The 24,469-nt window shown below is 67.8% G+C and carries 29 protein-coding genes; 11 read left to right on the forward strand and 18 right to left on the reverse strand.

Translation table 11 applies throughout. The features are described 5' to 3' along the window. Window positions 1-13: 13 nt before the first annotated feature. Together E0W60_RS09830 and E0W60_RS09835 are read right to left on the reverse strand one after the other, a co-directional pair. Entirely contained in the window at window positions 14-1,228 is a 1,215-nt protein-coding gene (locus tag E0W60_RS09830) for a CaiB/BaiF CoA transferase family protein (protein WP_135703803.1), read from the reverse strand. 10 nt (window positions 1,229-1,238) lie between these two features. Continuing rightward, window positions 1,239-2,009: an enoyl-CoA hydratase/isomerase family protein gene (locus E0W60_RS09835; RefSeq protein WP_135703804.1), complete on the reverse strand. Its 771-nt coding sequence runs from the start codon at window positions 2,007-2,009 to the stop codon at window positions 1,239-1,241. 113 nt (window positions 2,010-2,122) lie between these two features. On the opposite strand from E0W60_RS09835, the gene E0W60_RS09840 reads away from it, so the two are divergent. Then, window positions 2,123-2,971 carry an IclR family transcriptional regulator gene (locus tag E0W60_RS09840; RefSeq protein ID WP_133095199.1) on the forward strand — a complete coding sequence of 283 codons (849 nt, stop codon included), beginning with the start codon at window positions 2,123-2,125 and terminating at the stop codon, window positions 2,969-2,971. 7 nt (window positions 2,972-2,978) lie between these two features. Here E0W60_RS09840 and E0W60_RS09845 read toward each other — a convergent pair whose 3' ends face one another. The 3 genes from E0W60_RS09845 to flhC form a co-directional block, all read right to left on the reverse strand. Next, a complete protein-coding gene (locus E0W60_RS09845; RefSeq protein ID WP_133095198.1) occupies window positions 2,979-3,857 on the reverse strand; it encodes a lipid A biosynthesis lauroyl acyltransferase in 879 nt (292 codons plus the stop codon). 364 nt (window positions 3,858-4,221) lie between these two features. Continuing rightward, a complete protein-coding gene (locus tag E0W60_RS09850; protein WP_135703805.1) occupies window positions 4,222-4,617 on the reverse strand; it encodes a hypothetical protein in 396 nt (131 codons plus the stop codon). Window positions 4,618-4,750: 133 nt separating this feature from the next. Then, on the reverse strand, window positions 4,751-5,317 hold the full coding sequence (flhC, locus tag E0W60_RS09855) for a flagellar transcriptional regulator FlhC (RefSeq protein WP_133095196.1): 567 nt from the start codon (window positions 5,315-5,317) through the stop codon (window positions 4,751-4,753). Window positions 5,318-5,515: 198 nt separating this feature from the next. On the opposite strand from flhC, the gene E0W60_RS09860 reads away from it, so the two are divergent. Next, window positions 5,516-5,728 (forward strand): hypothetical protein, encoded by a 213-nt coding sequence (locus tag E0W60_RS09860; RefSeq protein WP_135703806.1) that lies wholly within the window; start codon window positions 5,516-5,518, stop codon window positions 5,726-5,728. A 272-nt stretch (window positions 5,729-6,000) separates the two neighbouring features. After that, window positions 6,001-6,894, forward strand: a complete 894-nt coding sequence (locus tag E0W60_RS09865; protein WP_135703807.1) for a BON domain-containing protein — start codon at window positions 6,001-6,003, stop codon at window positions 6,892-6,894. Window positions 6,895-6,963: 69 nt separating this feature from the next. Here the strand turns inward: E0W60_RS09865 and E0W60_RS09870 are convergent, their stop codons facing one another. The 3 genes from E0W60_RS09870 to E0W60_RS09880 all read right to left on the reverse strand — a co-directional run bounded on the left by E0W60_RS09870 (window position 6,964) and on the right by E0W60_RS09880 (window position 8,784). Continuing rightward, entirely contained in the window at window positions 6,964-7,839 is an 876-nt protein-coding gene (locus E0W60_RS09870; protein ID WP_240745771.1) for an SDR family NAD(P)-dependent oxidoreductase, read from the reverse strand. 86 nt (window positions 7,840-7,925) lie between these two features. Beyond that, complete coding sequence (locus E0W60_RS09875) at window positions 7,926-8,198, reverse strand: hypothetical protein (RefSeq protein ID WP_063240779.1); 273 nt, start codon at window positions 8,196-8,198, stop codon at window positions 7,926-7,928. A gap of 94 nt (window positions 8,199-8,292) precedes the next feature. After that, the gene (locus E0W60_RS09880; protein ID WP_135703808.1) at window positions 8,293-8,784 is read right to left on the reverse strand and encodes a flavodoxin family protein; all 492 of its coding nucleotides are present in this window, start codon (window positions 8,782-8,784) and stop codon (window positions 8,293-8,295) included. A gap of 160 nt (window positions 8,785-8,944) precedes the next feature. Between E0W60_RS09880 and E0W60_RS09885 the strand changes: the two genes are divergently transcribed. Continuing rightward, window positions 8,945-9,319, forward strand: a complete 375-nt coding sequence (locus E0W60_RS09885) for a DUF2880 domain-containing protein (protein ID WP_135703809.1) — start codon at window positions 8,945-8,947, stop codon at window positions 9,317-9,319. 147 nt (window positions 9,320-9,466) lie between these two features. Further along, the gene (locus E0W60_RS09890) at window positions 9,467-9,949 is read left to right on the forward strand and encodes a DUF1579 domain-containing protein (protein WP_135703810.1); all 483 of its coding nucleotides are present in this window, start codon (window positions 9,467-9,469) and stop codon (window positions 9,947-9,949) included. A 21-nt stretch (window positions 9,950-9,970) separates the two neighbouring features. On the opposite strand, the gene E0W60_RS09895 is transcribed toward E0W60_RS09890, so the two are convergent. From E0W60_RS09895 to E0W60_RS09910, 4 genes are all read right to left on the reverse strand, one after another. Next, the gene (locus tag E0W60_RS09895) at window positions 9,971-12,325 is read right to left on the reverse strand and encodes a VTT domain-containing protein (protein WP_135703811.1); all 2,355 of its coding nucleotides are present in this window, start codon (window positions 12,323-12,325) and stop codon (window positions 9,971-9,973) included. A gap of 252 nt (window positions 12,326-12,577) precedes the next feature. Then, window positions 12,578-12,907 (reverse strand): hypothetical protein, encoded by a 330-nt coding sequence (locus E0W60_RS09900; protein ID WP_371704286.1) that lies wholly within the window; start codon window positions 12,905-12,907, stop codon window positions 12,578-12,580. A 160-nt stretch (window positions 12,908-13,067) separates the two neighbouring features. Beyond that, window positions 13,068-13,265 (reverse strand): hypothetical protein, encoded by a 198-nt coding sequence (locus tag E0W60_RS09905; protein ID WP_133095189.1) that lies wholly within the window; start codon window positions 13,263-13,265, stop codon window positions 13,068-13,070. Window positions 13,266-13,450: 185 nt separating this feature from the next. Continuing rightward, entirely contained in the window at window positions 13,451-13,741 is a 291-nt protein-coding gene (locus E0W60_RS09910) for a DUF2188 domain-containing protein (RefSeq protein WP_135703812.1), read from the reverse strand. A gap of 262 nt (window positions 13,742-14,003) precedes the next feature. On the opposite strand from E0W60_RS09910, the gene E0W60_RS09915 reads away from it, so the two are divergent. Continuing rightward, the gene (locus tag E0W60_RS09915) at window positions 14,004-14,147 is read left to right on the forward strand and encodes an entericidin A/B family lipoprotein (protein WP_010809655.1); all 144 of its coding nucleotides are present in this window, start codon (window positions 14,004-14,006) and stop codon (window positions 14,145-14,147) included. An 86-nt stretch (window positions 14,148-14,233) separates the two neighbouring features. Here E0W60_RS09915 and E0W60_RS09920 read toward each other — a convergent pair whose 3' ends face one another. After that, complete coding sequence (locus tag E0W60_RS09920; RefSeq protein ID WP_133095187.1) at window positions 14,234-15,238, reverse strand: AraC family transcriptional regulator; 1,005 nt, start codon at window positions 15,236-15,238, stop codon at window positions 14,234-14,236. Window positions 15,239-15,385: 147 nt separating this feature from the next. Here E0W60_RS09920 and E0W60_RS09925 point away from each other — a divergent pair, with 147 nt between their 5' ends. Both E0W60_RS09925 and E0W60_RS09930 read left to right on the forward strand, forming a co-directional pair. After that, a complete protein-coding gene (locus E0W60_RS09925; RefSeq protein ID WP_135703813.1) occupies window positions 15,386-16,564 on the forward strand; it encodes an acyl-CoA dehydrogenase family protein in 1,179 nt (392 codons plus the stop codon). Further along, window positions 16,561-17,154: a flavin reductase family protein gene (locus tag E0W60_RS09930; RefSeq protein WP_133095185.1), complete on the forward strand. Its 594-nt coding sequence runs from the start codon at window positions 16,561-16,563 to the stop codon at window positions 17,152-17,154. Before E0W60_RS09925 ends, E0W60_RS09930 begins: the two co-directional genes overlap by 4 nt. 6 nt (window positions 17,155-17,160) lie before the next feature. Here the strand turns inward: E0W60_RS09930 and E0W60_RS09935 are convergent, their stop codons facing one another. The 3 genes from E0W60_RS09935 to E0W60_RS09945 form a co-directional block, all read right to left on the reverse strand. Further along, window positions 17,161-18,045, reverse strand: coding sequence for a DMT family transporter (locus E0W60_RS09935; RefSeq protein WP_133095184.1), 885 nt, complete (start codon window positions 18,043-18,045; stop codon window positions 17,161-17,163). Between the two features lie 42 nt (window positions 18,046-18,087). Next, window positions 18,088-18,996 carry a 2-hydroxy-3-oxopropionate reductase gene (locus E0W60_RS09940; protein WP_133095183.1) on the reverse strand — a complete coding sequence of 303 codons (909 nt, stop codon included), beginning with the start codon at window positions 18,994-18,996 and terminating at the stop codon, window positions 18,088-18,090. Window positions 18,997-19,159: 163 nt separating this feature from the next. Further along, window positions 19,160-19,453 carry a hypothetical protein gene (locus E0W60_RS09945; RefSeq protein WP_133095182.1) on the reverse strand — a complete coding sequence of 98 codons (294 nt, stop codon included), beginning with the start codon at window positions 19,451-19,453 and terminating at the stop codon, window positions 19,160-19,162. Window positions 19,454-19,743: 290 nt separating this feature from the next. Between E0W60_RS09945 and E0W60_RS09950 the strand changes: the two genes are divergently transcribed. Continuing rightward, window positions 19,744-20,025 carry a hypothetical protein gene (locus E0W60_RS09950; RefSeq protein WP_133095181.1) on the forward strand — a complete coding sequence of 94 codons (282 nt, stop codon included), beginning with the start codon at window positions 19,744-19,746 and terminating at the stop codon, window positions 20,023-20,025. Window positions 20,026-20,031: 6 nt separating this feature from the next. Here E0W60_RS09950 and E0W60_RS09955 read toward each other — a convergent pair whose 3' ends face one another. Both E0W60_RS09955 and E0W60_RS09960 read right to left on the reverse strand, forming a co-directional pair. Next, on the reverse strand, window positions 20,032-20,724 hold the full coding sequence (locus tag E0W60_RS09955; protein WP_133095180.1) for an aspartate/glutamate racemase family protein: 693 nt from the start codon (window positions 20,722-20,724) through the stop codon (window positions 20,032-20,034). Between the two features lie 108 nt (window positions 20,725-20,832). Beyond that, complete coding sequence (locus E0W60_RS09960; RefSeq protein WP_133095179.1) at window positions 20,833-21,552, reverse strand: GntR family transcriptional regulator; 720 nt, start codon at window positions 21,550-21,552, stop codon at window positions 20,833-20,835. Between the two features lie 192 nt (window positions 21,553-21,744). On the opposite strand from E0W60_RS09960, the gene E0W60_RS09965 reads away from it, so the two are divergent. Then, window positions 21,745-22,965, forward strand: a complete 1,221-nt coding sequence (locus tag E0W60_RS09965) for a pyridoxal-phosphate-dependent aminotransferase family protein (protein ID WP_135703814.1) — start codon at window positions 21,745-21,747, stop codon at window positions 22,963-22,965. A 121-nt stretch (window positions 22,966-23,086) separates the two neighbouring features. After that, window positions 23,087-24,391 carry an MFS transporter gene (locus tag E0W60_RS09970; protein WP_133095177.1) on the forward strand — a complete coding sequence of 435 codons (1,305 nt, stop codon included), beginning with the start codon at window positions 23,087-23,089 and terminating at the stop codon, window positions 24,389-24,391. Window positions 24,392-24,469: the final 78 nt, after the last annotated feature.

A 24,469-nucleotide genomic window follows, 5' to 3' on the forward strand; every position in this document is an offset into this window, starting at 1 on the left:
GCGTGTCTCCTTGTTATTCCTGAGCGCCGGCGGGTGTGCCGGCATGCGCGGCGGGTAGGGCGATGCCGGCTTCCTGCAAGACCTCGGCGGTGTGTTCGCCCAGTGCCGGCGCATGCCGGCGCAACGACAGCGGCGTGGCCGAGAAGCGCGCGGCCGGGCGCACTTCGCGCAACGCGCCTTCGGTTGGGTGCTGCGTGGCCTGGAACAGGCCCACGGCTTGCAGGTGCGGATGGTCGACCAGCGCATCGAGCCCGTAGATCGGCGTGGCGGGGATGTCGAGCGACTCGAACAGCGCCATCCATTCGTCGGTGCTGCGCTCGGGCGTCAGTTCGGCCAGGTGGCCGTACAGCGCGCGGATATTGGCATTGCGCTGCGCGCGGTCGCCGACTTCGTAGCGGTCGGCAAGATCGTTGCGGCCGACCGCACGGAAGAAGGCTTGCCAGTGGCGTTCGGTATAGGGCAGCGCGCAGATCCAGCCGTCGCGCGTCGGCGCGGGGCGGCGGCCGCCTTGCAGCAGCCGCGCATAGCCCGCGCCGGCGGGAGCGGGCTCGAAGGTCAGGCCGCCCAGGTGCTCGGTCATCACGAAGGCGGCCATGGTCTCCAGCATCGGCACTTCGACCGACTGGCCCACGCCATGGCGCTCGCGGTGCAGCAGCGCGGCCAGCACCGCGTTGGCCAGCGCCAGCCCGGTGGTCTTGTCGGCGATCAGGCTGGGCACGTATTCCGGACGCTCGCCATTGCCCGCGCCCAGCGCCACGAGTCCGCAGCCGGCCTGGATGATGTCGTCGAAGGCGGGCTTGTCGCGGTGCGGGCCGTCCTGGCCGAAGCCGGTTGCGACGCAGTACACGATGCGCGGGTTGATGCGGGCGACTGCCTCGTAGCCAAAGCCCAGCCGCTCGATCGCCGCCACGCGCATGTTGTGCACCAGCACGTCGGCACCGGCGATGAGCGCGCGCAGCGCTTCGGCGCCCTCGGGGGTCTTCAGGTCGAGCACGACCGAGCGCTTGTTGCGGTTCAGCGCCAGGTAGATCGAACTCATGCCGGCGTGCTGCGACACGCCGTTGGCGCGCATCAGGTCGCCTTCCGGCCCTTCGATCTTGATCACGTCGGCGCCAAAGTCGGCCAGCACCTGCGTGGCCAGCGGACCGAGCACGACCGCGGTCAGGTCCAGCACGCGGATGCCGTCGAGCGGGCCGGCGGGCGTGGCAGGGGTGTGTTGTCCAGGCACGGTTGGCTCCTTAGCGGCGGTGGAACACCGGCGTGCGGCGCTCGGCCATCGCGGCCACGCCTTCGCGGAAATCCTCGCTGCGGAACTGCCCGCGCTGGACGGCCAGTTCGCGCTGGTTGACCTCGGCGATGCGGTCGGCCAGGCCCTCGCGCAGCGTGGCGCGCGTGGTTTCCACCGCCAGCGGCGCCGAGGCGGCGATTTCCTGCGCCAGCGCCATGGCGCGGTCGTTGACTTCGGCCTTGGCCACCAGTTCGTCGGCCAGGCCGATGGCGACGGCGTCGGTGCCGGAGATGCGGCGGCCGGTGTAGAACAGCAGCGCGGCCTGCTGCTCGCCGACCAGCCGCGGCAGCGTCACGCTGAGGCCGAAGCCGGGATGGAAGCCCAGCCGGTTGAAATTGGCGCTGAAGCGTGCCTCGGCGCAGGTTACGCGGAAGTCGGCCACCAGTGCCAGGCCCAGGCCGGCGCCGACGGCGGCGCCTTCCACCGCGGCGACGATGGGCTTGCGGTTGCGGTAGAGCTTCATCGCTTGTACATAGAAGCCGGCCGGGTCGTTGGCGATCTCGCCCTGGCCGGCGCCGCTGAAGTCGGCGCCCGCGCAGAAGGCGCTGACGCCGGAGGCCAGCACGATGGCGCGGCAACTGGCGTCGTCGTCCAGTGCCAGCAGCGTGTCCGCGAGCCGGTGCATCACGTCGGCATCGACAAAATTGTGCGGCGGACGGGACAGAACGATGCGGGCGACGTGGCCGTCGCGGCTGAGCTGGATATCGGCGGCGGATGACATGCGGGGCGCTCCTCTGTGTTGTGGGCCGGTGCAAGAGCCGGCGGAGCCCACAGTATTCGCGCTGCGGCGCGTCGCCGCTATACTCGGATTTCGCTTACTGAAATTATGCGGAGATGGCCCGGACAGCACCCGAAGCCCCCGAAGCGGTGTCGACGCGCCGCGTGACCCACCAGACCGGCCGCTTTACCCGCGATACCGCCGGCAGCCAGTCACTGGAACGGGGGCTGGTGCTGCTGCGCGCTTTCCGCGTCGGGACCACCAGCCTGACCAATGCGGAACTGGCGGCGCGCACCGGCCTGCCGCGGCCGACCGTCAGCCGGCTGACGCGCTCGCTGGTGGACGCCAGCTTCCTGCGCTACGACGTCAACGAACGCGCCTACCGGCTCGCGCCGGTGGTGCTGAGCCTGGCCGATGCCTTCCGCCATGCGAACCGCGCCGCGGAAATCGCGCTGCCGCTGATGCGCAAGGTGGCCGAGGCCGACAAGGTCAACGTGGGACTGGCGGTGGGCGACAAGCTCGACATGGTGTACCTGGCCTCGATCCGGCATAGCCTGGACAGCGTTTCGCGCACGCGGCGCGTGGTGCCGGGCACGCGCGTGCCGATGGAGCTGACATCGATCGGGCTGGCATGGCTGGGGGCACAGCCGGACGGCGTGCGCGAGGACATGCTTGAAGGCATCGCGGCGCGGCAGGGCGAGGCCTGGCCGGCCATGCGGGCGCGCGTGCTGCGGGCGATCGGGCAGTCGCAGCAACGCGGCTTTTGCACCGCCGCCTACCAGCAGGGGCATTTGCTGGCGGTGGGCGCGGCGTTCCGCGGCCCCGACCAGCAGCTCTATGGCCTGAACATCAGCTTCCCGTATTCAGCCAGCGAGCGCAGGCGCGACAACGCCCGCTATGCGGCAAAGCTGGCGCGGCTGATGGACGATATCCAGTCCGCGTGGCAGCGCGCCGGCGGCGGCTAGCGCCGGCTCAGTACACCGGCGCCATGCCGGCGGGCCGGTTCTTGAAACGGCGGTGGACCCAGTAGTACTGCTCGGGCATGGTCGCGATCTGCTTTTCCAGGAAGGCATTCATGCGGCGCGAATCCTCCTCCACGGAGCCGGACGGAAAGCCCTCCAGCGGGTCGAACACGCGCAGGCGATAGCCGCGGTAGTCGGGCAGCACTTCGGTAGTGAACGGGACCACGCGCGCGCCCGTCATGCTGGCCAGCCGCGAGGCCGACGTCAGCGTGCAGGCCGGCACGCCAAAGAACGGTACGAACACCGAATCGGTCAGGCCGAAGTCCATGTCAGCCGCCAGCATCACCGGGCAGCCGGCACGCAGCGTGCGCACCACCTGCTTGCCGCTGCCGCTGCGCGGAATCATCTCGGCGCCAAAGCGCCCGCGCTGCGCGCGCGCGATCTCTTCCAGCATCGGGCTCGACATCCTGGTGTACAGCGATGCGACCGGGTGGCGGATCGAATAGAACATGCAGCCGGCTTCGATGCCGACGAAGTGGAAACCCAGGAAGATGGTCGGTTGCCCGGTGCAGGTGGCCAGGTCGATGCGGCTGTCCAGTTCGATCAGCTTGTCCAGCTGCTGCGCATCGCCGAACCATTGCACGCCGCGCTCCAGGTAGCTGCGCATGACATGGCCGAAATGACGCCGTGCCAGCCGATGCCGGGCGGCTTCATCCATGTCCGGGAAACACAGCGCCAGGTTGGTCAGCACGATCCGGCGCCGGCGGCTGGGGATCTGGTACAGCAGCTTGCCGATGCCGTCTCCCAGGCGCGCGGTCACGCCGTAAGGCAGCGCGGCAAAGAATTTGAAGACAGCGACGACAAGTGCGGCCCGGAGCCGATGGGTCATGAGGATCCTGTGGAGCGATGGCGGCAGCGCGGCGTTCCGGCGCGCGGCTGCACAGCGATGATTGGGCGCCACGGCAGGTGGCGGACGAGGGCGGGCGGGGCGCGCGCGGTCGGCAAGAGCGAAGGCTGGCGGCCCGGCACGTCGATTGGGCAACGCCTGGCGCGCACGGTGTGCGCGCCGGAAATGTCGGAACGGGGACAAAGGCGCACAGTTGCGCTGGCCCGGTGCGAAGGGCGCACTGTAGCACGTTGCGCCAAGCTGGCTTGTACCGAGGTGTTACAACGTCGACAAAGTGTCCGCCACGCACCGGTGGCGGGGCATAGTCTTGGCGGCTGCGTTGTCGCACCGCTGAAGCGCTGCGCCCTCAGTGCTTCAGTTCGCCCAGGTAGTAGTTGATTTCAGCCAGCAGGGTGTCGTGGAATTCCGCCGGCAGGCCCCGGTCGTCGGTCAGCGCCAGCAACTGGTCGACGCGCACGCGGAAGCGCCGTTCCACCCCGGCCTGGGCTGCCGGCGGCAGCCCGGCGGCCAGGGCGGCGAGCAGTTCCCGTATCACCAGCAGGCGCGCGCCATACTGCACCATGGCATCGCCCTGGGTCTTGAGGTTGGTGGCCAGCAGGTCCGGGTTGGCCGGCGCCGCGGGCGCGGTGACGGCAGGCGCGGGCGGCACGGCAGGCGCTGGCGCCAGGTTGTGGGCATCGTTGGCGGCCTGGGAGGGCGCAGCGGCGCCGAGTATGCGGGACAGCAGGTTGATCCTGAACATCGGCGGGGCTCCCGAGGCAATCGTGAAGACCGCGTGCATGCGCGCGGCTGGCCGGTTTGGCTGGCTTGCCAATCTTGGGAGGGCGCGGCGGCGCTGACAGTGCGGCAGGAGACAATGCCTGCCACCGGCGCGCTCAGGCCACCGTGCTCGCGGCCGCCTTGCGGCCCTTGCCGGCCCGCGCGGGCGGCATGCACATGCCGCAAACGTAGTGCCGGCGCGGGCCATTCGCCTGGACCACGTAGTCGCCTGCGCAGCGCCGGCAGCGTGCCAGCTGCAGCATGCCGTTCTCGTGGAAGCGCACCAGCGTCCAGGCGCGCGTGAAGCTGAGTTCCGCGGTTTCCCCGGTGACGGAGAGCTGCTCCCGGTAGACGCGGTAGCCCGACAGTAGCGCGCGGATACCCGCCAGCCCGCCGGCGTCGCGCATGAAGCGGTAGGCATTGAGCAGCATCGACGCATGCGCATTGGGCCGCCACGTCACGAACCAGTCGGTCGAAAAGGGCAGCATGCCCTTTGGCGGCGATGTCCCGCGCAATTCCCTGTACAACCGGACCAGCCGCCCGCGCGGCAACGACAGCGCCGATTCCAGCACCTGCAGGCGCGCGCCCAGCCCGATCAGTTCGATGGCCAGCTGGGTCTGCTCCACGTCATGCAGCACGCTCCTGGCGGCGGACGGCGGGGTTGTGGCAGTGCGCAAATCCATCGTCTCCCAGGTTTGTTTTCGCTGAATTGCGATGGATTTTATGGACCTCCGTTTAGTTATGACTCTGATATGAATCAAGAGGCGCTTTCATGCCGGGCGTGTAGGAGGAGTGCCCACACGCTATAGGACGGACGCCGATTTTGCCGTGGCACCCATGCGCTACCCTTCAAGAACACGTAAACGACTCGGGAGCGACCCATGGCTGCGAACTTCCTCATCAGGCAGACGCCCCAAGGCTGGGAACTGACGGTCGAAAGTGCACGCAAGGGCCTGGTTCATTGCGAGGATCGGGACGTCGCCGTCAATATCGGCAAAGCCGCGGCAAAGCGGCGTGGCGTCGGGCTGATCATGCAGGAAGACCAGGACGGCAGCGGATCCGCGCTGGACTTTGCGGAGTCACTCGCCGCCTGAGGCGATGCATCATCGGGATCCAGGCCGGGTCCCTTGCAGGAACATCCGGGGTTTCTCCGGCATCGCAAGGATGCCTTACAAAGGCGGGCGCTTTTTACAGGGCGCCCGCCTTTGCGTTGGCTTGCGCCGGCGTGAACTGCAAGCCGCGCGCGGCCGCGCGACATGCCTGCCGCAGTGGAACGGAACTTGCGCCCTCAGGCAAGCGGTGCGGCGCCGCTGCATGCCGGCGCCGCAGTTTCCATTCCGCAGTTCCGATCGGCAGGAGACGAACCATGCATCCATTCCGGAATCAAGGCAGCAGCTCTTGGTGGCGCGACGAAGAGGCGCCGCACCGCGAAGGCGCGGACGACCCGCGCGGCTATGGCGAAGGCCGCTACGGGCAGTCTGGCGGGCCGGCCCGCGACTATGGCGAAGGGCGCTACGAAGGCCGCCAGCGCCATGGCGACGATGTGCGTGGGCAGGGCTATTACGGCAGCCGCCAGGGTGGCCGCGAAGACTGGCAGCGTTCCGGCCAGCGCGCGCCGTGGGACGAAGATGAAGCGTGGCGCGCCAGCGGCCCGGACCAGGGCGGAAACGTGCGCGACGAGTGGGGCGAAAGCCGCCGCGGCGGCCAGGCCATGACCGGGCGCCAGGGCGGCATGGCCTCGCACCGAAGCGAGTATGACCGGGGCGAAGGCAGATCTGGCCAGCCGTTGCGTGGGCGCGACCGCGTCGGCCCGAAGGGCTACCAGCGCAGCGACGAGCGTATTCGCGAAGAAATCTGCGAACGGCTGGCCCATGCGCGCCATGTCGACGTGCAGGACGTCGAGGTCGACGTGGAGGGCGGCGTGGTGCGGTTGAGCGGGAATGTCCGCGATCGCCACCAGAAATACTGCATCGAAGACATCGCCGACGACGTATTCGGCGTGCGCGAGGTCCATAACGGGATCCGGATGGGCGCGGCCGGGCCGTTCGGCGTCTCGGGGATTTCAGAGGGTGTCAGGGAGGCTGCAGGGGATATGCGCCGCACCGGGTCCGCCGCAGGCGGGCGCGGCCATGTCAGCGGTGTCAGCAGTTCGGGCAGCGCGACCGGGTCGAGCGCCAGCAGCTATGGCGGCGGCATGGAGGCGGGCAGCGGCGGCCCGGGTGCCGGCCGGGACAGCACCGGCGGCACGACGCGCATCTGATCTGCCACGTTATCTGCGATAGGCGATGAGAAGGGGCGCGCCGCTGGCGCGGCCCCTCTGCCGTCTGGCTCAAGCGTCGCGGCGCGCTCCTCCTGCTGCTCCTTTAAGTGGTTCCTCCGGCGGCAAGCGATCGTCTGCCTCGCTGCGCGGCTGCGCCATGCGGCGATGCCGCTCGGCCAGCACGTCGGCCGGCGTGACCATGGCAATCGCCGCACGCAGCTTGTTCTGCCACCCGGTGATGACCTCGCCTTCGCCGCGCATCATCGCATCGAAGCCGCTGCGTGCCACATCGGCCGGGTCGGCCTTCTTCTGCTGGGCGATCCTGGTGTCGAGCAGGTCGGCCCGCTCGAAGAACTCGGTCTCGGTCGCGCCGGGCATCAGGCAGGTCACGGTTACGCCGCTGCCCTGCAATTCGTGCCGCAGCGCGTATGAAAACGAATCCAGGAACGCCTTGGTGGCGTTGTACACCGCCTGGTAAGTGCCGGGCGTGAAGCCGGCGATCGATCCCGTGATCAGGATGCGTCCGCTGCGCTGCTCGCGCATGCGCTGGCCCATGCGGTGCAACAGGTGGACCGTGCCCGTCACATTGGTTTCCAGCACGCGCTGGATGTCGGCAAAGTCCTGGTCCAGGAACGCGTGGCCGAGGCCGCGGCCGGCATTGGCGCAGAGCACGTCGACCCGGCGGTTATCGACGGCCGCGCACAGCTGCTCCACGCCCGCCGGCGTGGAGAGGTCCGCCACCAGCGCCTCCACCTGGGCACCCTCGTCGCGCAGTTGCGCGGCGGCCACTTCGATTTGCGGCTCATCGGCGGCGATGACGAGGTCATAGCCGTGCTGCACGCAGCAGCGCGCCAGTTCGTAGCCGATGCCTGACGAGGCACCGGTGACCACGGCAAGCAGGCCGGCGCGGGCCGGGGATGGGGAATTAGAGGGAGTATCAGCCACGATGGCCTCCGGGGACGGGCAGCGGAGGGCATTCTTACCGCCGCGTTGTAAGGTTTAGCCACACGTGGCGCCAGCCTGCAGTTGCCTCAGCCCACGCGCCGCCAGGCATGTATGCCGAACCAGACGCCCAGCAGTGCCACGATCGTCGCCAGCAGCGCCAGCGCCGCGCATGCCGCCGGGGCGAGCGAGCCGAACCAGGCAAAGGCATCGGTACGCCGCCACAGCACCCAGGCGAGCGTGGCGGCCATCAATACCAGGGCGGTCTGCGTCAGCGCCTCGACCACGCGCATGGGGCCGCGGGCGGTGCTGTCCAGGGGATCGCGGCGGGCTTCGGCCGCAGTGACTTCGGGATCTTCCATGGCGCTGCGCGCAGGTGCGCCCAGGGGGCGGATGACATGGCGGTGCAAATCCCGTTCCCGGACGGGAGTCACGCTGGCCAAGGCTCCAGGCCGGTCAGAACACGCCCAGCGCCACCCCTGCCGCCAGGCCCTCGCCCAGCGCCGCGCAGCGCGCCAGGTCGTCCGCTTCGATCTGCTTGGGGGCCAGGATGCGCTCCGGCGTCTGCGCGTGCGTGCAGACGATCAGGCCGGGCGCAACGGGGTTGAGGCGCCAGCCGGTGGCAATGCGCTCGACCTGGCGCAGTGCGTTCTGGCCATCGCTGCCGGCGCAGATCATGGTGGCGTAGGGGCGGCCGTTGATGCGGTCCAGCGCGGGGTAATAACAGCGGTCGAAGAAGTCCTTCATCATCCCCGCGATGGCGGCGAGGTTTTCCGGCGTGGCGAACAGGTAGCCGTCGGCGGCCAGCACATCGTCCGGGCCGACTTCGGCCGCACGCTTGAGCACCACGGCGACGCCTTCCTGCGTGCGCGCGGCCGCGGCGGCGGCCTCGGCCATCTGGCGGGTGCCGCCGGTCATGGTGTGATAGACGATCAACAGCGTTTTCATGCTTGCGGGCAGGTCGGGGTGCGCGGATCACTGTAGCACGCCGGGCACCAGTGGCGACCTGGGAACTTTTACAACGCGCCGGCGGACTGACCGGCATGGGTGTCGGCGTTAAAATGTGGCGCCCGTGCAGTTTTTGCCCCCCGGTCCAGGAGTCTCCAAGATGCTTTCGCCGCGCTCGTCGCTTTCCCAGCGTTCCCTGTCCGCCGCGCTCGTGCTGTTGCTGTCGCTTGGCTGCGCGGCAACCGTGCAGGCCGCGCAGGCTGGGGATGAAGCGCCAAAGCCGCGCGGGCGCGACGAGGCCCCCGAAGCCCCGATCGCCTGCATGAAGGCCGTCAAGGCCGCGCTGCCCAACCCCGGCAGCTTCAAGTGGGTCGGCGCCAAGACCCGCAAGGTCGCGGAAGACGCGTACAGCGTAGTGGGCGACGTCGAGTACCTCGCGCAGGACGGCGCGGTGCGCAAGGCCAAGGTCCAGTGCGACGTCATGCGCGCGCCGGGCAACCAGTTTGTGGTGCCCAAGGTGCGGCTGCCGCAGTAAATCCGGCCGACAGCCCAGGCAGTGCCGCCTTTCGCGGTGTGCCGCAAAGAAATGTGGATGCTGTCCATTTCCTTTGCTAGTCTATGTGTACGGCATCCACAAATGCCGGTGCCGGGGATGGTGGCCGCAAACGCTAGGAGACCCTGAATGAAGACCGAAGCACAGAAGGAACACCGCTGGCTGCAACGGCTGGCGGGCGAATGGATGGCCGAAGGCGAGGCCGTGATGGGACCGGACCAGCCTGCGCAGAAGTGGCAGATCCCCGAGAGCGTGACCGGTATCGGCGAGCTTTGGGTGCAGGGCACGGCGCAGGGCGACATGCCGGGCTGCGGCCCCGCCACTACCGTGATGACGCTGGGCTACGATCCGGCCCGCAAGCATTTCGTCGGCACCTTTATCGGCTCGATGATGACCCACCTTTGGGTCTACGAGGGCGACCTCGATGCGGGCGGCCAGCAACTGACGCTGCGTGCCGAGGGACCGGACTGCTCGGGCAATGGCCGCACGGTCCAGTACCGCGATGTAATTGCCTTCAAGGATGACAACGAACGGACGCTGACGTCGTTCATGCAGGGCGAGAACGGCGAGTGGACCGAGATCATGAAGGCGACTTACCGTCGCAAGCGCTAGCGCGGCGCCCGCTCCTGACGCTCAGGTGCGCTCACCCGCGGCGTGGGCGACGCGCGCCATCCGGCGCCCGGGACCGCCTGGCCCGCGATGCTGGTCGTCATGCTGGCTGTCCTGATCGCCGTCCTGCTGGCTGTTCTGCTGGTTGCCCGGTTGGCTGTCCTGCTGATTCACTGGCCGGTGCCGTTCCGCCTTGTTGCGTTCGGCATTGCGCCGCCGCCGGCGCCGCAGCACCAGCAGCAGCGATGCCGGCAGCAACAGCACCAGCGCCAGCAGGGCAAAAGTCGCCAGCCCCGGGTTGCGCGCCGCGGCGGCAACGCGGTCGACCAGGAAGGCCGAGATCACGATGCCCGGCAGCATCCCCAGCGCCGTGCCCACCAGGCAGTCGCGCAGGCCGATGCGCGAGGCGCCGACCACCAGGTTGACCAGCGAGAACGGTGCGATCGGCACCAGCCGCAGCACCACCATCGCCAGCACGCCATGCCTGCCCAACTGGTGGCTGACCCGGTTCAGCCGCCGGCCGCCGAAGCGCCGCACGGTATTGCGGCCGAGCAGGCGGCCCGCCAGGTAGCCCGCGCCGGTGCTCAGCATGGTGCCGCCCAGCGCCAGCGCGGCGCCGTAGAGCGGCCCGAACACCACCACGGTCACGAGGATCAGCAGCGTCACCGGCAGCATGGTCACGGCACCGGCGACGTATATCCCCATCATCGCCAGCGGCGCCATGGGCATATCGTCCAGGCGCTCGACCACGGCCAGCAGCGCGCGGAAATCCGCCCATTCGCGCAGCGGCGTATAGCGCCAGGCGAAGGCGAGTCCCGCCAGCACCAGCGCCAGCGCCACCATCACGCCGACCCGGCCCATCACGCGCGGGCGCGCTTCGTGGCTGACGAACTCCGCCAGCACCTGGTCGCTGTCGATGGGCTCGATCGGGTCGAGCAGGTGGTCGGCCGGCGACGCGGCATCGAGGTCGTCCGGCAGCGGCGGCGCATAGTCCTCGAGCGTGCGGCCATCTTTTTGCTGCAGCGCGCGGATGGCCGCCAGCAGGCTGCGCGTTTCGGCCACCTTGGCCTGGAATGCCTCGGGCGTGACGTCCAGGTGCTCGCCCAGCAGCCGCGCCCGCATCGCCGCGATGGCCTCGCGCACGCGCGGGTCGCCGCCCGAGGTCACCACCACATTGCACTCGGTGTCCAGTCCCAGCGAACGGTTGCTGAGGTTGGACGAGCCGATGGTCAGGAAATCATCGTCGATCACCGTGACCTTGCTGTGGATGTTGACGCATTCCGGCAGCAGCCCGGGGATCGTCGGGCAGTACAGGTGGAAGCGGTCCCAGCTGTCCGCCGCGCGCAGGCGCCGGTACAGGCGCGCGCGCAGCACGCCCATGCTGTGCGCCTCCAGCCAGCCGCTTTCGTTGCGCCGCGACACCAGCACGATATCCGGGCCGTCCTCGCGCCCCAGCCGTCCGGCCAGCGCCTTGGCGATCTCGCCAGAGCTGAAGTACTGGTTCTCCATGTAGATGCTGTGCCGGGCCGAGGCGATGGCATCGCGCATCAGCATGCGGATCTCGCTCACGCCTGGCTCGTCCTCGCACACCGGCATGGTGCGGGCGATGCCGACGCGCACATCGGTCAGTTCCGGCGCCAGGCTGGGCGGCCAGGGGTCCGAGGAGGTTGCCGCCGGCGGGCGCGGCCTGCGGCCCGTCGCGCGCAGCCAGCGCGCCGCGCACAGCATGGCGAGCGCGGCGGCGGCCTGGCCATCGAGCGCGCAATGGACGTCGTGGAAGGGCGGATAGGGCTTGCCTTCGGCAACGCGCAGCGGCGCGCCTGGCGCGTGGCTGTTGTCGTCCCAGCGGCGCAGCGTCAGGTCCAGCCCGCCGACGAAGGCGACCTTGCTGTCGATCACCACTACCTTCTGGTGGTGCGACGCGCCCGGGGGATGGTTGCCGTCGAGGCGGAACGACAGGTGCCGGTGCGCCTGCCAGTGCGCGCTGGCCGACGGCAGCCATTCGCGCTCCATCGCCATCACCATGGCGTAGTCCCAGCTCAGGATGTAGATGCGCAGTTCGGGACGGCGGTCGGCCAGCGCGCAGAGGAAGTCGCGCAGCCCGTCGGGCAGGCCGTCCTGCGCGCCTTCGGGCACGAGTTCCATGCGGCTGTCGATGTCCCAGCCGAGGATGAAGATGGTGTGCTCGGCGCGCGGCAACGCTTCGCGCAGCGCGCGGAAATAGGCATCCCCGTCGACGAGCATGGCAAAGCGCCGGCAAGGTTCGACGCACCAGCAGTTGCGTCCCGGTTCCAGCTTGAACGGGGGTGGTTCCTGCAATGCATGCGAAGTGTCCGGCGGTGGCTGCGTGGCCGTGCCAGGCGGATTCGGTGGCGACATTTCGAACGCTCAGGGGGATAAGCCTCAAGCGTCGCGCAAGTTCCATACCGGAGGGTGGGCCGGGGGACCGGGGAGCGTTGCCGCGATGGAAAACGGCGCACACCGCTACGGGAATGACGGTGAGGCGGGCGCGCTGCGTGGACGATGCATCCGCGACATGTGTGCGCCGATTGTTCAACGCTTGGCCGCAGGTGTCCGCTTTACCTGCTTTTGTAAGAAGCGCACTGCCGGCGCATGGGGCGCAGGCAATTCTTACGGTGCCTGGCGGCGCCCCGGGCGGGCAATGCCCCAGGCGTCAAGCAGCGGCTGGAAGTGCGGCGAGTTGTCGCGTGCGGCCGGCGTGACCTTGCGCGGCGGCGGCAGCGGCCTGCCGGTCAGTACCAGCAAGCTGTCGGCCTGCGCGGCCATGTCCGGCTCCCCCGCATAAGCGACGACGCCCATCTGGCGGGCCGATTTCAGGGCGCGGGTCAGTTCCGCGGCACTCAGGCGGCTGGCGGCGGCAAGCCGGTGCCGGGGCATGGGCCCCTTGGCACGCAGGCTGTTCATCAGCGCCAGCACGCATTCCCGGGTGGTTCGATCCATGTCGCTGCGTCAGAGGATTGGGCATCCGCCTGACCCGTTGGGGCCATAAGGATGCGGGAATCCATTCTTCCGCAAGGGTCATAGCTTTGCCAACCCGATATGACACTTGTTCACATTCTGTGGCGTGTCCAGGGAAGGCTTTCAAAGCATGGGGAGGCCTTCAGTGCCGGGTTTGCGGATTGCCATATGGAAGCCGGTGTTCCGCGCCGCCGGCCACCCCGGCGGCCGCGTTCTGGCGGCGCCATCGGCGGGCCTGCCTGGCATGCACATCGGTAGCCATTTCGTGTAATTCGGCGATCCTGGCCTCGAGCGGGTCGGGATAGATGTCGAGCGGGCGGAACCTGAGGATTCGGGACATGACGGGTCTCTGTAAGTGCCTGGTCTTAGTATTGGCACTGAACCCGTCAATTGCATGCTGCAATTTCTGCGCCGTTGATCTAATTCAATGTTGACCGCGCAATGAACTATTGCCGGCGATGGCGAGAAATGCCGGGAGCGAATGCCGGGAGCGGGCTGGGCGTTTCCAGCCCCACCGTACCGGATTCAATGCCCCAGGCGGGAGATGGCCCTGGGGTCGCGGCAGTAGATCTTGCGCTCGCGCACCAGGCCGTCGCGCCCATGGATGCACAGCGACACGCCCTCCTGGCGCGCCCGCATCCAGCCCGCGGCGATGGCGGCTTCCTGGGTCGGAAAATGCAGCGCCGTGGCTTCCTCGTCAGCGCCCATGCCATCCATGCCATCCATGCCTTCAATGGTCAGGGCCCATTCGCCGTCGCGGGCGGCATTGTCATTGTCGGTTGCGGCAGGAAGCACGTGGATGCTGCGTGACGTCATGGCGGTCTCCCGGGAAGTGGACAGGTGTGGACCTACATTTCTAAGCGAAGCCGCGGCGCGCGGGTATCGGTCGCTGTCCTACACCGCGTGGACATGTCGCGCCGTCGGCTGACATCGGGGTAGGACGAAAGCCGACTTTTCGCGCGGTTGGCGGTTGCTACGATCCAATTGCCGGTTGGGCATGAAGCTGCCCGGTCAAGCCATCCCGAGCTATTCCATCCTGGCGGCGCATGCCGCTTCCACACGAAGCAAGGAGATCGTCATGAGAAAGCTGTTCGCACTGTTTGCCCTCGCTGGCGTGATGCTGGTTACGGGCTGCAACACCATGGCCGGTGCAGGCAAGGATATCGAACGCGGCGGCGAGAAGGTGCAAGGCGCGGCGGAAAGCACCAAGCAGAAAATGTAATCGCCTGCCGATCGCAGGCGCAGAGGACAACGGCCCGTGCTCCAGGCACGGGCCGTTTTCGTTCGCGGGAATTTCCGAGCGCGGATCTAGTGCGCGGCCGTGACCGCCACGCGTTCTTCGTCGGTGCGGCTGCGGCGCCAGCTTGCCGGCGGCAGGCCGAACTCGCGCTTGAAGGCGCGGCTGAAAGCCGCCTCGGAGTCATAGCCGACCGCGCCGGCGATCTCGCCGATCGAGCGGTTGCCGCTGCGCAGTTCCGCCGCTGCGGTGCGCAGGCGCCAGTGCGCCAGGTACTGCATCGGCGGCTGTCCGAGCAGGTCGGTAAAGCGCTGCGCCAGCGCCGAGCGAGACAGGCCGACGTTGCCGGCCAGTTCGTCCACTGTCCACGGGTAGGCCGGGCGCGCATGCATGCGCGACAGCGCACGCCCCACGTAGCGGTCGCGCAGCGCGGCGAGCCAGCCGCTTTCGTTGTCCGGTAGCGTGTCGATGCAGCGCCGTACCGCTTGCACGAACAGCAGTTCCGACAGCTTGGCCAGCACCGTGGCGGTGCCCGCTCGCGGCTCGGCGGCTTCCGAGGTGGCGAAGGCCAGCGCGGTGGCAAGCCATGCCGATTCGATGCCGTTGTCGAGCCCCACTTTGAACAGGCGCGGCAGCGAGGTCAGCAGCGGGTTGCCCATGGTGTCGTCGAATCCGAGGAAGCCGCACACCATGCGCGTGGTCTCGCCACCGCCGCCGTACGACACGCGCATGACTTCGCCCGGGCTGTTGCGCAGCATGTCCGCGACCAGCGGCGCGGACTGCACCGGCTGCAGGTGCAGGTCGCTGCCCAGCACGTGCGGCTCGCCCTGCGGCACCACCAGCAGTTCGCCGCTCTCGACGCGCACGCCCGGCCCCGTGCTTCCGACCAGACGGGCCCAGCAGACGCCTTCGGTAATCAGGTGGTAGGAGACGACGCGATCGGTGCCGGGCAGGAAGGCGGCGCGCAATTCAGCATCCGCTTCAGACACCAGGCACCACGGCGACTTGAATTCGCCGTTGAGGAAGACCGCGCCGCTCAGTTGCACGGCGCGCAGCAGGTCGGACAAGGCATCCATGGTCACTTTCCTCCAGATCCGGTGTTTCGCGCAAGAAAGCCGGACGCCCGATCATACGGGCAAGGGGACCAGGCTCCGATACTAGCACCGTGCTACGGGCCGGACAACGGCAGCCGGGCACGGATCAGACAAGCCGGAGACAACACCATGGAAACAGTTACCGCCCCCGATGCCAGCGCAGGTGCGCAGGCCGACTGGCTCGCACTTGCCGCGGCGCTGGGCCGCACCTTCGACACCCGCGCCCCCGAGATCGACGCGAGCGGGCAGTTCGTCAGCGCGAACTACGACGACCTGCGCGCGCACCGGTTCTTTGCCGCCGCCGTGCCGCAGGAACTGGGCGGTGCCGGCCTGTCGCACCAGGAGCTGGGCAGCGTGCTGCGCGAGCTGGGCAAGTACTGCGGATCGACCGCGCTGGCTTTTGCCATGCACACGCACCCGGTAGCCACCGCGGCATGGCGCTGGCGCAACCAGAAGGCGCCGGTGGAAGGACTGCTCAAGCGCGTGGCGGGCGAGCAGATGGTGCTGCTGGGCAGCGGTGGCTCGGACTGGCTGCAGGGCAGCGGCAAGGCCACGCGCGTCGATGGCGGCTTCCGCGTGGACGGGCGCAAGATCTTCGCCAGCGGCGCGCCGGTAGCTGACCTGTTCATGACCTGCGCGGTGTATGACGATCCCGAATCCGGCCCAACCGTGCTGCATTTCGCATTGCCCATGAAGACCCCCGGTGTGAGCGTGATGTCGAACTGGCACACGCTCGGCATGCGCGGCACCGGCTCGCACGATGTGATGCTCGAAGGCGTGCTGGTGCCCGACACCGCCATCGCCGCGCGCCGCCCGCAAGGTGTTTGGCATCCGATGATGCATACGGTCTCGATGATCGCGTTGCCGCTGATCTATGCGGTCTACGTCGGCATTGCCGAGGCAGCGCGCGACATTGCGCTGCAACTGGCGCGGCAGCGGCGCCTGAACGCGCATGCGGTGGAAGCGGCCGGCCGCCTTTGCAACGAAGCGGAAGCCGCGCGCATGGCGCTGGATACGATGTTCGACGCCGCGGCGGGCCAGGCGCCGGGTGCGGTGACCACCAACCGCATCATGTGCGGGCGTACGCTGGCGGCGCGCGCGGTGCTGGCGACAGTGGAAGCGGCCATGGACCTGGCCGGCGGTGCCGGCTTCTATCGCGACGCCGGGCTGGAGCGCCGCTTCCGCGATGCGCAGGGCGCGCGCTTCCATCCGTTGCAGGCCGGTGCCCAGCAGGAGTATGCGGGGCGCATGGCGCTGGGCCTGGATATCGATGCGCCTCCCGGCGAGGTGCGGCAGGCCGCGCAATGATGCCCGCACCAGCCCCGCTGCCGTTTGCCACCGAGGCCTGCAACGACAGCGGCTGCGATGACCTGGGCGGGGCCTCCGGCGGCATGGGCCACGACGTCCGGGCACGGCGCGCGCTGCGCGACGCGCTCGGGCAGTTCGCCACCGGCGTGACGGTGGTGACCGCCGCGGATGCGCAGGGCCTGCCGGTGGGCGTGACGATCAACGCCTTCACTTCCGTATCGCTCGCGCCGCCGCTGCTGCTGTGGTGCCTGGCGCGCGCTTCCGGCAGCCTGCCGGCGCTGCGCGCCGCGCCCTGCCATGCGATCAACGTGCTCGGCAGCGGGCAACTGGCCTTGTGCCGGCGCTTTGCGGACCGTGATGTCGACCGCTTTGCCGGCGTCGACTGCCGCCCCGGGCCGTGCGGCACGGTACTGCTCGCCGGCGCGCTGGCGACGTTCATCTGCCGGCACCGCTCGGTACGCTCGCTCGGCGACCACGTGGTGTTCGTGGTCGAGGTGGTGGCCTATGGCACAGCGCCAGGTGCGCCGCTGGTGTTCCATGGCGGCGGTTTCGGCGAAGGGGTGGCGCGCATCGACGCCGGCGCGGCCTAGCGCGGCCTAGCGCAGCACCCGTGCTCCGCGGGCCTTGCCGGCGATCACCAGCGCAATGCCGCCGAGCACGGCTACCGCGCTGACGGCGAGCCGCAGCGTCAGCCTTTCACCCAGCAGCACGATGCCGCCCGCCGCGGCGATGACCGGCACGCTCAGCTGCACCGTCGCGGCGGTGGCCGCGCGCAGGCGCGGCACCACCGCATACCAGACCACGTAGCCAAGCCCGGACGTCACTGCGCCGGACAGCAGCGCGTACACCAGGCCCGCACGATCCAGCGAACGCTGCGCCTGCATCACCGCGGACAGCGCCAGCGCCAGCGGTACCGCGCGCAGGAAATTGCCGGCCGTGGTCGTTACCGGATCGGCATTGCGCCTGCCGTGCAGCGAATAGATGCCCCACGCGACGCCAGCCAGGATCATCTGCAGCGACGACAACAGCGGCGGCGTGGCCAGTCCCGGCAGCAGCAGCCATACCAGCCCGGCAAGCGCGAGCGCCAGGCCGATCCATTGCTGCATGCGCAGCGGCTCGCCGGCCGCCAGCCCGTAGCCCGTCATGGTGGCCTGCACGGCAGCGAACAGCAGCAGCGCGCCGGTGCCGGCGCCCAGGCGCAGGTAGGCAAACGAAAACGCCGCGGCGTAGCAGAACAGCGCCAGCGCCGAGACCCAGTTGCCGGCCAGCGGCGGAAACCTTGCTGCCGTGTCCGCTCGCAGCACGCGGTGCTGCACCACCACGATGACCCACAGCACCGCCGCCGCTGCGGCGACGCGCGCCAGCGTAAAGCTGGCCGCGTCGATGGTGGTGCCTTCCAGCGCCACCCGGCATAGCAGGGAATTGCCGGCGAAGGCCAGCATGGCCAGGGTGGTCAGCAGGATGGTGTTCGCACTCGGCATGCGCGCCAGGGGTGTATGCACGCTAGACAGAGCGGCTTGGGCTTAGGCCGCGGGCGGCGTGTCGCCGATGGCGAACGACGACAGGTGCTCGATCGCCCGCACTAGCGCGGAATGGTCCCAGCCGCTACCGCCCAGGCCGCCGCAGACATTGAACAGCTGCTGGCACGAGGCAGTGTTCGGCAGTCCCACGCCCAGCTGGCGTGCGGTGGACAGCGCCAGTTCCAGGTCCTTCTGGTGCAAGGCGATGCGGAAGCCCGGGTCGAAGGTCCGCTTGATCATGCGTTCGCCATGGACCTCGAGGATGCGCGAACTGGCAAAGCCACCCATCAGTGCCTCGCGCACGCGCGCGGGATCGGCGCCGGCGCGCGCGGCCAGCACCAGCGCCTCGCCGACGGCCTCGATGGTCAGGGCCACGATCACCTGGTTGGCCACCTTGGCCACCTGGCCCGCGCCGACTTCGCCTACGCGCACGATGTTCTTGCCCATCAGCTGCAGCAGCGGCAGCACGCGGTCGAACACTTCCTGCTTGCCGCCGGCCATGATCGACAGCGTGCCGGCCTTGGCGCCGACCTCGCCGCCGGACACCGGCGCATCGACATAGTCAACGCCCAGCGCCTCGATGCAGCGCGCGAACTCGCGCGTGGCGATCGGCGAGATCGAGCTCATGTCGATCACCGTGACGCCGCCCGCGGTCTCGGCAAGGCCGTCGGCCACGCCTTCCTTGCCGAACAGCACCTGCTCCACATCCGGCGTGTCGGGCAGCATCAGGATGATGGTGTCCGATTGCCGCGCCAGCTCCTCGGCGCTGCTGCAGGCCTGCACGCCAGCATCCAGCAGGTCCTGCGGCACGCCGCTGCGGGTATGGGCGAACACGGTATGCCCGCCGTCGACGATGTGCTGCGCCATGGGCTTGCCCATCACGCCAAGCCCGATAAAGCCGATCTTGCTCATGACAGTGTCCGGTGGTTGTGTCGGAGCGCCGCGCAAGGGCGGTCGCATAACTCTGATCATAGTCAGTCGCACGCCGGCAAGGCTGCGGATAGTGCGCTGGCCGGACCAAAAGAATAAGCCCCGCGCCACATTGGCAGCGGGGCTGGTCGCGCGCCGGCGAGACTTAGCGGCAAGCGGCATCCCTGGCCGAATCGCCCGGACGCTGGCCCAGGATCTCGCGGATGCGGGCCAGGTACTGGTCGCCAACGGTCCGGTGCATGCGCGCGGCCTCGGCGGCGAACTGGCGCCGGCCGGGCGGGCGGATGCCCAGGCTGCGGCAGACCGTCGACAGGTAGGGCTTGCGCTCGCGGCCCAGGCGCAGCGCCACGGTCTGCAGCGCGGCATCGCCGATGCGCCCGCGCAGCCAGGCGAGCACCTGGCGGTCGTAGTCGTTTTGCACGCGGATCAGGTGTTCCATGGCCAGACTCCTACTGTTCATCCATACAGTTACTGTAAATATATACAGTATCCGGACGGATGCAAGAAAAGTCTGCGTCGATTTAGCGCCGCGCCGGCGATCCTTGCGGCCAAGCCACCCCGGGCATGCGGAATACCGCGAGGCCCGTTACTCCCCTTGGTCGCAGGGAAGCCGATCCTCTAGCATTGATACGCCGGCCAGGCGAGCAACTGCCTGAAGTAGCGGCCACCAGTCAAGTGACGGTTACGAAGCTCCAGGAGGTATCGGATATGTCTGCCACAAGGATAGAGATGTGCGACCAGGATGGCGACGGGGTATTGACCATTCGGGACGACGGCGCCGAATTTTCAGGAGTCGCGCTTGAGCTTTCGAATCTCTTCGGTGAAGACGTAGTCGCGGATCTCGACAAGCACCAGTTGCTCAATTGGTGCGAGACGGTCGCCGCCCACCTTCGCAACCAAGGCGTTATGCCGAGCGAGTGCGCTCCGGAGGGCAGCGTCAACAAGACCAGTCAGAGCCGGACGAAAGAACAGCCTGGCGTCGACGAGCTTGTGCAGACGGCGGCATCCTGATTTGATTCAGTGGCCGGGCGCGGCAAAACTGCCGTAGGTGGCCTTGCGTGGCCTTAATTTTGCGAGCGCCTCTGCCTGCACGGCGGCACAAGCGATGCCGTCCAGGAGCGGCACGTCTGCCTGCGCGGCAACCGCCGGGACATAGCCGCACAATGCGGCAGCCACGGTGACGACCACGTCCGCGCCGTCGTCCCGGCTGAGCGAAGTGATGGCATCGCGCATCATTGCGCCGACTTCTTGCGCAAGTCCGGCGCCGTATGGCGCTGCCGTTTCGATGCCGCGGATACCGGCCACGCGCCCGGCATAGCCGTATGAGGCCGCAAGTTCTCCGTACAACGGCGTCAAGGCGCGGCCGACGGTCAACAGTCCGATCCTGCCGCCCATCATGCTTGCCGTTGCCAGGGCCGCTTCGGTCGTTCCGACAACAGGGACCTCAAGCATCTGCCGCAATGCATGAAGGGCAGTGTCCATCGAAACCCCCAGAATCACGGCCTCGACATTGGCATCCAGCGTCCGGGCCATTTTCAGCAAGCCATCGATTGCAGCGGCATTGTCCACGCGCGACCGGATAACCGCGGGACCTGCGGCGTTGGTCAGGCCGAAAATCTCGCACGCGTCGCCGGTGGCCCGCCTGGCTTCTGCAAGCATGCGGTCGGTGATGTGCTGGCTGGAATTGGGATTCAGGAGGGCGATACGCATGGGCCTGGACTTGTCAGTAGCCGTCGATGATGCCGGCAAGTTCAATGCTGTGTCTCGTGGGAGAGGAGGCGAGCCGCCAAACGACGGCGCCTGATCTTCGCCTTGGTACTAGGCCTGCGGCATGCCGCTGGCCGCGCCCGCCTGGATCAGCAGCACGGCATCGCGCTTGTCTAGCAGGTGCTGGCGCAGGATTGCGGCAAGCCGCTTGCCATCGCGGGCTTCCAGGGCCACCAGCATCTCTTCGTGGTCATGGATGGCGCTGTCCCATTTCGGCTTCTGGTAGTTTGAACGGAAGCGCAGTGCCTGCAGCTTCCGGTTCACTGACAGATAGGTCTGGCGCAGTGCCATATTGCGTGCCGCAAGGTTGATGCGGTCGTGGATCTGGTGATTCAGGTTGTAGTAGCCGGGCAGGTCTTCGTTTGCCCTGCACGCCAGCATCGCGTAGTGAAGCGCCTTGATTTCCGCCAGTTCGACAGCGGTGATGCGCGCGCAGGCCAGTTCGCCCGACAAGGCTTCCAACCCGCTCATCAGCTCGAAGGTATCCAGTATTTCGTCCGTCGACAGCCGGGATACGGTCGCGCCGCGATTGGGAGAGATATCGATCAGCCCTTCGGCGGCGAGCACCTTCAGTGCCTCTCTGAGCGGCGTGCGCGAGATGCCGAGGGTCTCGCACAATTCCCGTTCATTGAGCTTGCGGCCTGGCTCCAGCACCCCCTCGACGATAAATGTCCGCAGGTGCGCCACCACCATGTCATGAAGGCGCTGGCGTTCGAGCTTGGGCAGGACCGGGGCTGGCGAATCCAGGCCGCGGGCGTCTTCTTTTGGCATTCAAAATTCCTTACGCGCGTTTGCATGCGATTCTAGCAGACACATCACGGAAACTCAAAAATCCGTGTAATTCCCGCGTAAACCCTTGTAATACCGGGTTTATGGCGGGTAAACGCTAGCTCGGACAGGCCGATTTCTCACGATTTCCTCTGCTAAAGTATTTTGCATTCAAAACTCAATCGGAGGAGTCAAATGCTCAATCTCAACTTCCATCCCGCTGGCCGCCACTTCCTGCAGATCCCTGGGCCGAGCCCGGTGCCCGATCGCATCCTGCGCGCCATCAGCTACCCGACCATCGATCATCGTGGGCCGGAATTCGGCGCGCTAGGCCTGAAGGTGCTGGATGGCATCAAGAAGATCTTCAAGACCGAACATCCGGTGGTGATCTATCCGGCTTCGGGCACCGGGGCCTGGGAAGCGGCGTTGTCTAACACCCTGAGCCCCGGCGACACCGTGTTGATGTTCGAGACCGGCCATTTCGCCACGCTGTGGAAGAAGATGGCCGAGAACCTCGGCATCCGGCCCGAGTTCCTTGGCTTGCCAGGCGTGGAGGGCTGGCGCCATGGGGTGCAGGCCGACATGATCGAAGCCCGGCTGCGCGCCGATAGCGCGCATGCGATCAAGGCCGTGTGCGTGGTGCACAACGAAACCTCGACCGGCGTGACGTCGGATATCGCCGCCGTGCGCCGCGCCATCGACGCTGCCGGACATCCCGCGCTGCTGCTGGTCGACACCATCTCGGGGCTCGCGTCGGCCGACTACCGCCATGACGAGTGGGGCGTGGACGTGACCGTATCGGGCTCGCAGAAGGGCCTGATGCTGCCGCCGGGCATCAGCTTCAATGCGGTGTCGCCCAAGGCCATCGAAGCGTCTCGCACGGCCCGGCTGCCGCGCAGCTTCTGGGGCTGGGACGAGATCATCGAGATGAACCGCACCGGCTACTGGCCCTATACGCCCAGCACGAACCTGCTCTATGGCCTGTCCGAAGCCCTCGACATGATCCTGGAAGAGGGGCTGGACAACGTCTTTGCCCGCCATCAGCGCCTGGGCGAAGCCTGCCGCCGCGCAGTCAAGGCTTGGGGCCTGCAGATCCAGTGCGCGGACCCCGCCGTCTACAGCCCGGTGCTGACCGGCGTGATGATGCCCGACGGCATCGATGCCGACGTGGTGCGCAGGAACATCTACGAGCGCTTCAACATGTCGCTCGGCGCCGGCCTGGGCAAGGTCAAGGGCCGCATGTTCCGCATCGGCCATCTGGGCGACTGCAACGACCTGACGCTGATGGCGACACTGGCCGGCTGCGAAATGGGCCTGAAGATCTCTGGTGTGCCGGTTGTCGCTAGCGGCACGGCTGCCGCCATGGACTATCTCGCCGCGCACACCACGCCGCTGTCGCTCCAGGCTGCTGCCTGACGCAGCCACCTCCATCCGGGGCGGGGGCGGGCGCAGCGCATGCGCAGCGCCCCCCCGCCAGGCTGATCGCAACGGATCAGCACAGCACTGCCGTACCTGACAAAAAAAGAGAGGAGACGCTGTGGATACAACCCTGCAGGCAGGAGAAAGGATCAGGTCGTTCGAGGACGCGACCTATCGCAAGGTGAGCTGGCGGCTGGTGCCATTCCTGATGGTCTGCTTCCTGATCGCTTATCTCGATCGTGTCAACGTAGGTTTTGCCAAGCTCCAGATGTCGCAGCAGCTGGGCTTCAGCGAAACCATCTACGGGCTGGGCGCCGGTATCTTCTTTATCGGCTACTTCCTGTTCGAGGTGCCCAGCAACCTGGCCCTGCACAAGTTCGGCGCCAAGGTTTGGATCGGCCGGATCATGATCACGTGGGGGATCCTTTCCGCGTGTTTCGCCTTCGTGCAGACGCCAGCCCAGTTCTACACGCTGCGATTCCTGCTGGGGTTGGCCGAAGCGGGCTTCACGCCAGGCATCGTGTACTACCTGTCCTGCTGGTACCCGTCGCACCGGCGCGCCAAGATCATGGCCATCTACTGCATGGGATCGCCGCTGTCAGGCATCATCGGCAACCCGCTCTCCGGCTACCTGATGGGAAGCATGGCCGGCGTGGCCGGCTGGGGCGGCTGGCAATGGATGTTCTTTATCGAGGCGGTGCCGGCGGTGTTGCTGGGATGCTTCTGCTTCTACTACCTGGACAACTCCATTGCCAAGGCCAAGTGGCTGACCGGCGAGGAGAAGCAGGTCCTCGAGCTGGCCAAGACCGAGGATGTCAAGGCGGCGGACCCGCAGGCACGCGTCGGCAAGGTCTTCACCGATCCGCGCGTCTGGCTGATCAGCCTGATCTGCTTCTGCTATGTCACGGGGCAGTATGGCATCACGCTCTGGTTGCCCACCTTCATCAAGTCCACCGGGGTCAGCGACCCGTTCCATATCGGCTTGCTGAGCGCGATTCCTTACATGGCGGCGATCGTCTCGATGTATTTCTTCGGGCGCAGTGCCGACAAGCATCGCGAGCGCCGCTGGCACCTGATCATCCCGTGCATGATGGGTGCGATCGGCTTCCTGGCCTTGCCCTGGGTGATGCACAACACCGCGCTGTCGCTGGTGTTCCTGTCGATCGCGGCAGCCGGCATCCTGACCTGCACGCCGCTGTTCTGGTCGCTGCCGACGGCCTTCCTCAGCGGCGCGGCGGCAGCCACGGCCATCGCCATGAGCAACTCGATCGGCAACCTCGCGGGCTTTACCAGCGGCTACATGATCGGCTACCTGCGCGACGTGACCCAGAGCGGCAACAGCGCGTACTACATGATCGCCGGGATGCTGCTGCTGGGCGCCTTCTGCATCTGGACAATACCCGCCCGGCTGGTCAACCGATAGCCAGGCAAAGCGGGGCGCCGGCACCGTGCCGCAGCCCCGCCTCTCGCTCACTTCGCCAACCTTTCGCGCCCTTGCCGG

It is taken from the genome of Cupriavidus oxalaticus (assembly GCF_004768545.1).
Classification (GTDB): Bacteria; Pseudomonadota; Gammaproteobacteria; order Burkholderiales; family Burkholderiaceae; genus Cupriavidus; species Cupriavidus oxalaticus_A.

Excerpts from the sequence above, each read along its gene's own strand:
- E0W60_RS09940 (WP_133095183.1), bottom strand. The coding sequence starts at position 18,996 with ATGAGCAAGATCGGCTTTATCGGGCTTGGCGTGATGGGCAAGCCCATG.
- E0W60_RS09865 (WP_135703807.1), top strand. The coding sequence starts at position 6,001 with ATGCATCCATTCCGGAATCAAGGCAGCAGCTCTTGGTGGCGCGACGAA.
- E0W60_RS09845 (WP_133095198.1), bottom strand. The coding sequence starts at position 3,857 with ATGACCCATCGGCTCCGGGCCGCACTTGTCGTCGCTGTCTTCAAATTC.
- E0W60_RS09930 (WP_133095185.1), top strand. The coding sequence starts at position 16,561 with ATGATGCCCGCACCAGCCCCGCTGCCGTTTGCCACCGAGGCCTGCAAC.
- E0W60_RS09950 (WP_133095181.1), top strand. The coding sequence starts at position 19,744 with ATGTGCGACCAGGATGGCGACGGGGTATTGACCATTCGGGACGACGGC.
- E0W60_RS09880 (WP_135703808.1), bottom strand. The coding sequence starts at position 8,784 with ATGAAAACGCTGTTGATCGTCTATCACACCATGACCGGCGGCACCCGC.
- E0W60_RS09885 (WP_135703809.1), top strand. The coding sequence starts at position 8,945 with ATGCTTTCGCCGCGCTCGTCGCTTTCCCAGCGTTCCCTGTCCGCCGCG.
- E0W60_RS09875 (WP_063240779.1), bottom strand. The coding sequence starts at position 8,198 with ATGGAAGATCCCGAAGTCACTGCGGCCGAAGCCCGCCGCGATCCCCTG.
- flhC (WP_133095196.1), bottom strand. The coding sequence starts at position 5,317 with ATGGATTTGCGCACTGCCACAACCCCGCCGTCCGCCGCCAGGAGCGTG.
- E0W60_RS09955 (WP_133095180.1), bottom strand. The coding sequence starts at position 20,724 with ATGCGTATCGCCCTCCTGAATCCCAATTCCAGCCAGCACATCACCGAC.
- E0W60_RS09910 (WP_135703812.1), bottom strand. The coding sequence starts at position 13,741 with ATGACGTCACGCAGCATCCACGTGCTTCCTGCCGCAACCGACAATGAC.
- E0W60_RS09850 (WP_135703805.1), bottom strand. The coding sequence starts at position 4,617 with ATGTTCAGGATCAACCTGCTGTCCCGCATACTCGGCGCCGCTGCGCCC.
- E0W60_RS09905 (WP_133095189.1), bottom strand. The coding sequence starts at position 13,265 with ATGTCCCGAATCCTCAGGTTCCGCCCGCTCGACATCTATCCCGACCCG.
- E0W60_RS09840 (WP_133095199.1), top strand. The coding sequence starts at position 2,123 with ATGGCCCGGACAGCACCCGAAGCCCCCGAAGCGGTGTCGACGCGCCGC.
- E0W60_RS09965 (WP_135703814.1), top strand. The coding sequence starts at position 21,745 with ATGCTCAATCTCAACTTCCATCCCGCTGGCCGCCACTTCCTGCAGATC.
- E0W60_RS09900 (WP_371704286.1), bottom strand. The coding sequence starts at position 12,907 with ATGGATCGAACCACCCGGGAATGCGTGCTGGCGCTGATGAACAGCCTG.
- E0W60_RS09860 (WP_135703806.1), top strand. The coding sequence starts at position 5,516 with ATGGCTGCGAACTTCCTCATCAGGCAGACGCCCCAAGGCTGGGAACTG.
- E0W60_RS09835 (WP_135703804.1), bottom strand. The coding sequence starts at position 2,009 with ATGTCATCCGCCGCCGATATCCAGCTCAGCCGCGACGGCCACGTCGCC.
- E0W60_RS09890 (WP_135703810.1), top strand. The coding sequence starts at position 9,467 with ATGAAGACCGAAGCACAGAAGGAACACCGCTGGCTGCAACGGCTGGCG.
- E0W60_RS09945 (WP_133095182.1), bottom strand. The coding sequence starts at position 19,453 with ATGGAACACCTGATCCGCGTGCAAAACGACTACGACCGCCAGGTGCTC.
- E0W60_RS09895 (WP_135703811.1), bottom strand. The coding sequence starts at position 12,325 with ATGTCGCCACCGAATCCGCCTGGCACGGCCACGCAGCCACCGCCGGAC.
- E0W60_RS09925 (WP_135703813.1), top strand. The coding sequence starts at position 15,386 with ATGGAAACAGTTACCGCCCCCGATGCCAGCGCAGGTGCGCAGGCCGAC.
- E0W60_RS09960 (WP_133095179.1), bottom strand. The coding sequence starts at position 21,552 with ATGCCAAAAGAAGACGCCCGCGGCCTGGATTCGCCAGCCCCGGTCCTG.
- E0W60_RS09935 (WP_133095184.1), bottom strand. The coding sequence starts at position 18,045 with ATGCCGAGTGCGAACACCATCCTGCTGACCACCCTGGCCATGCTGGCC.
- E0W60_RS09920 (WP_133095187.1), bottom strand. The coding sequence starts at position 15,238 with ATGGATGCCTTGTCCGACCTGCTGCGCGCCGTGCAACTGAGCGGCGCG.
- E0W60_RS09915 (WP_010809655.1), top strand. The coding sequence starts at position 14,004 with ATGAGAAAGCTGTTCGCACTGTTTGCCCTCGCTGGCGTGATGCTGGTT.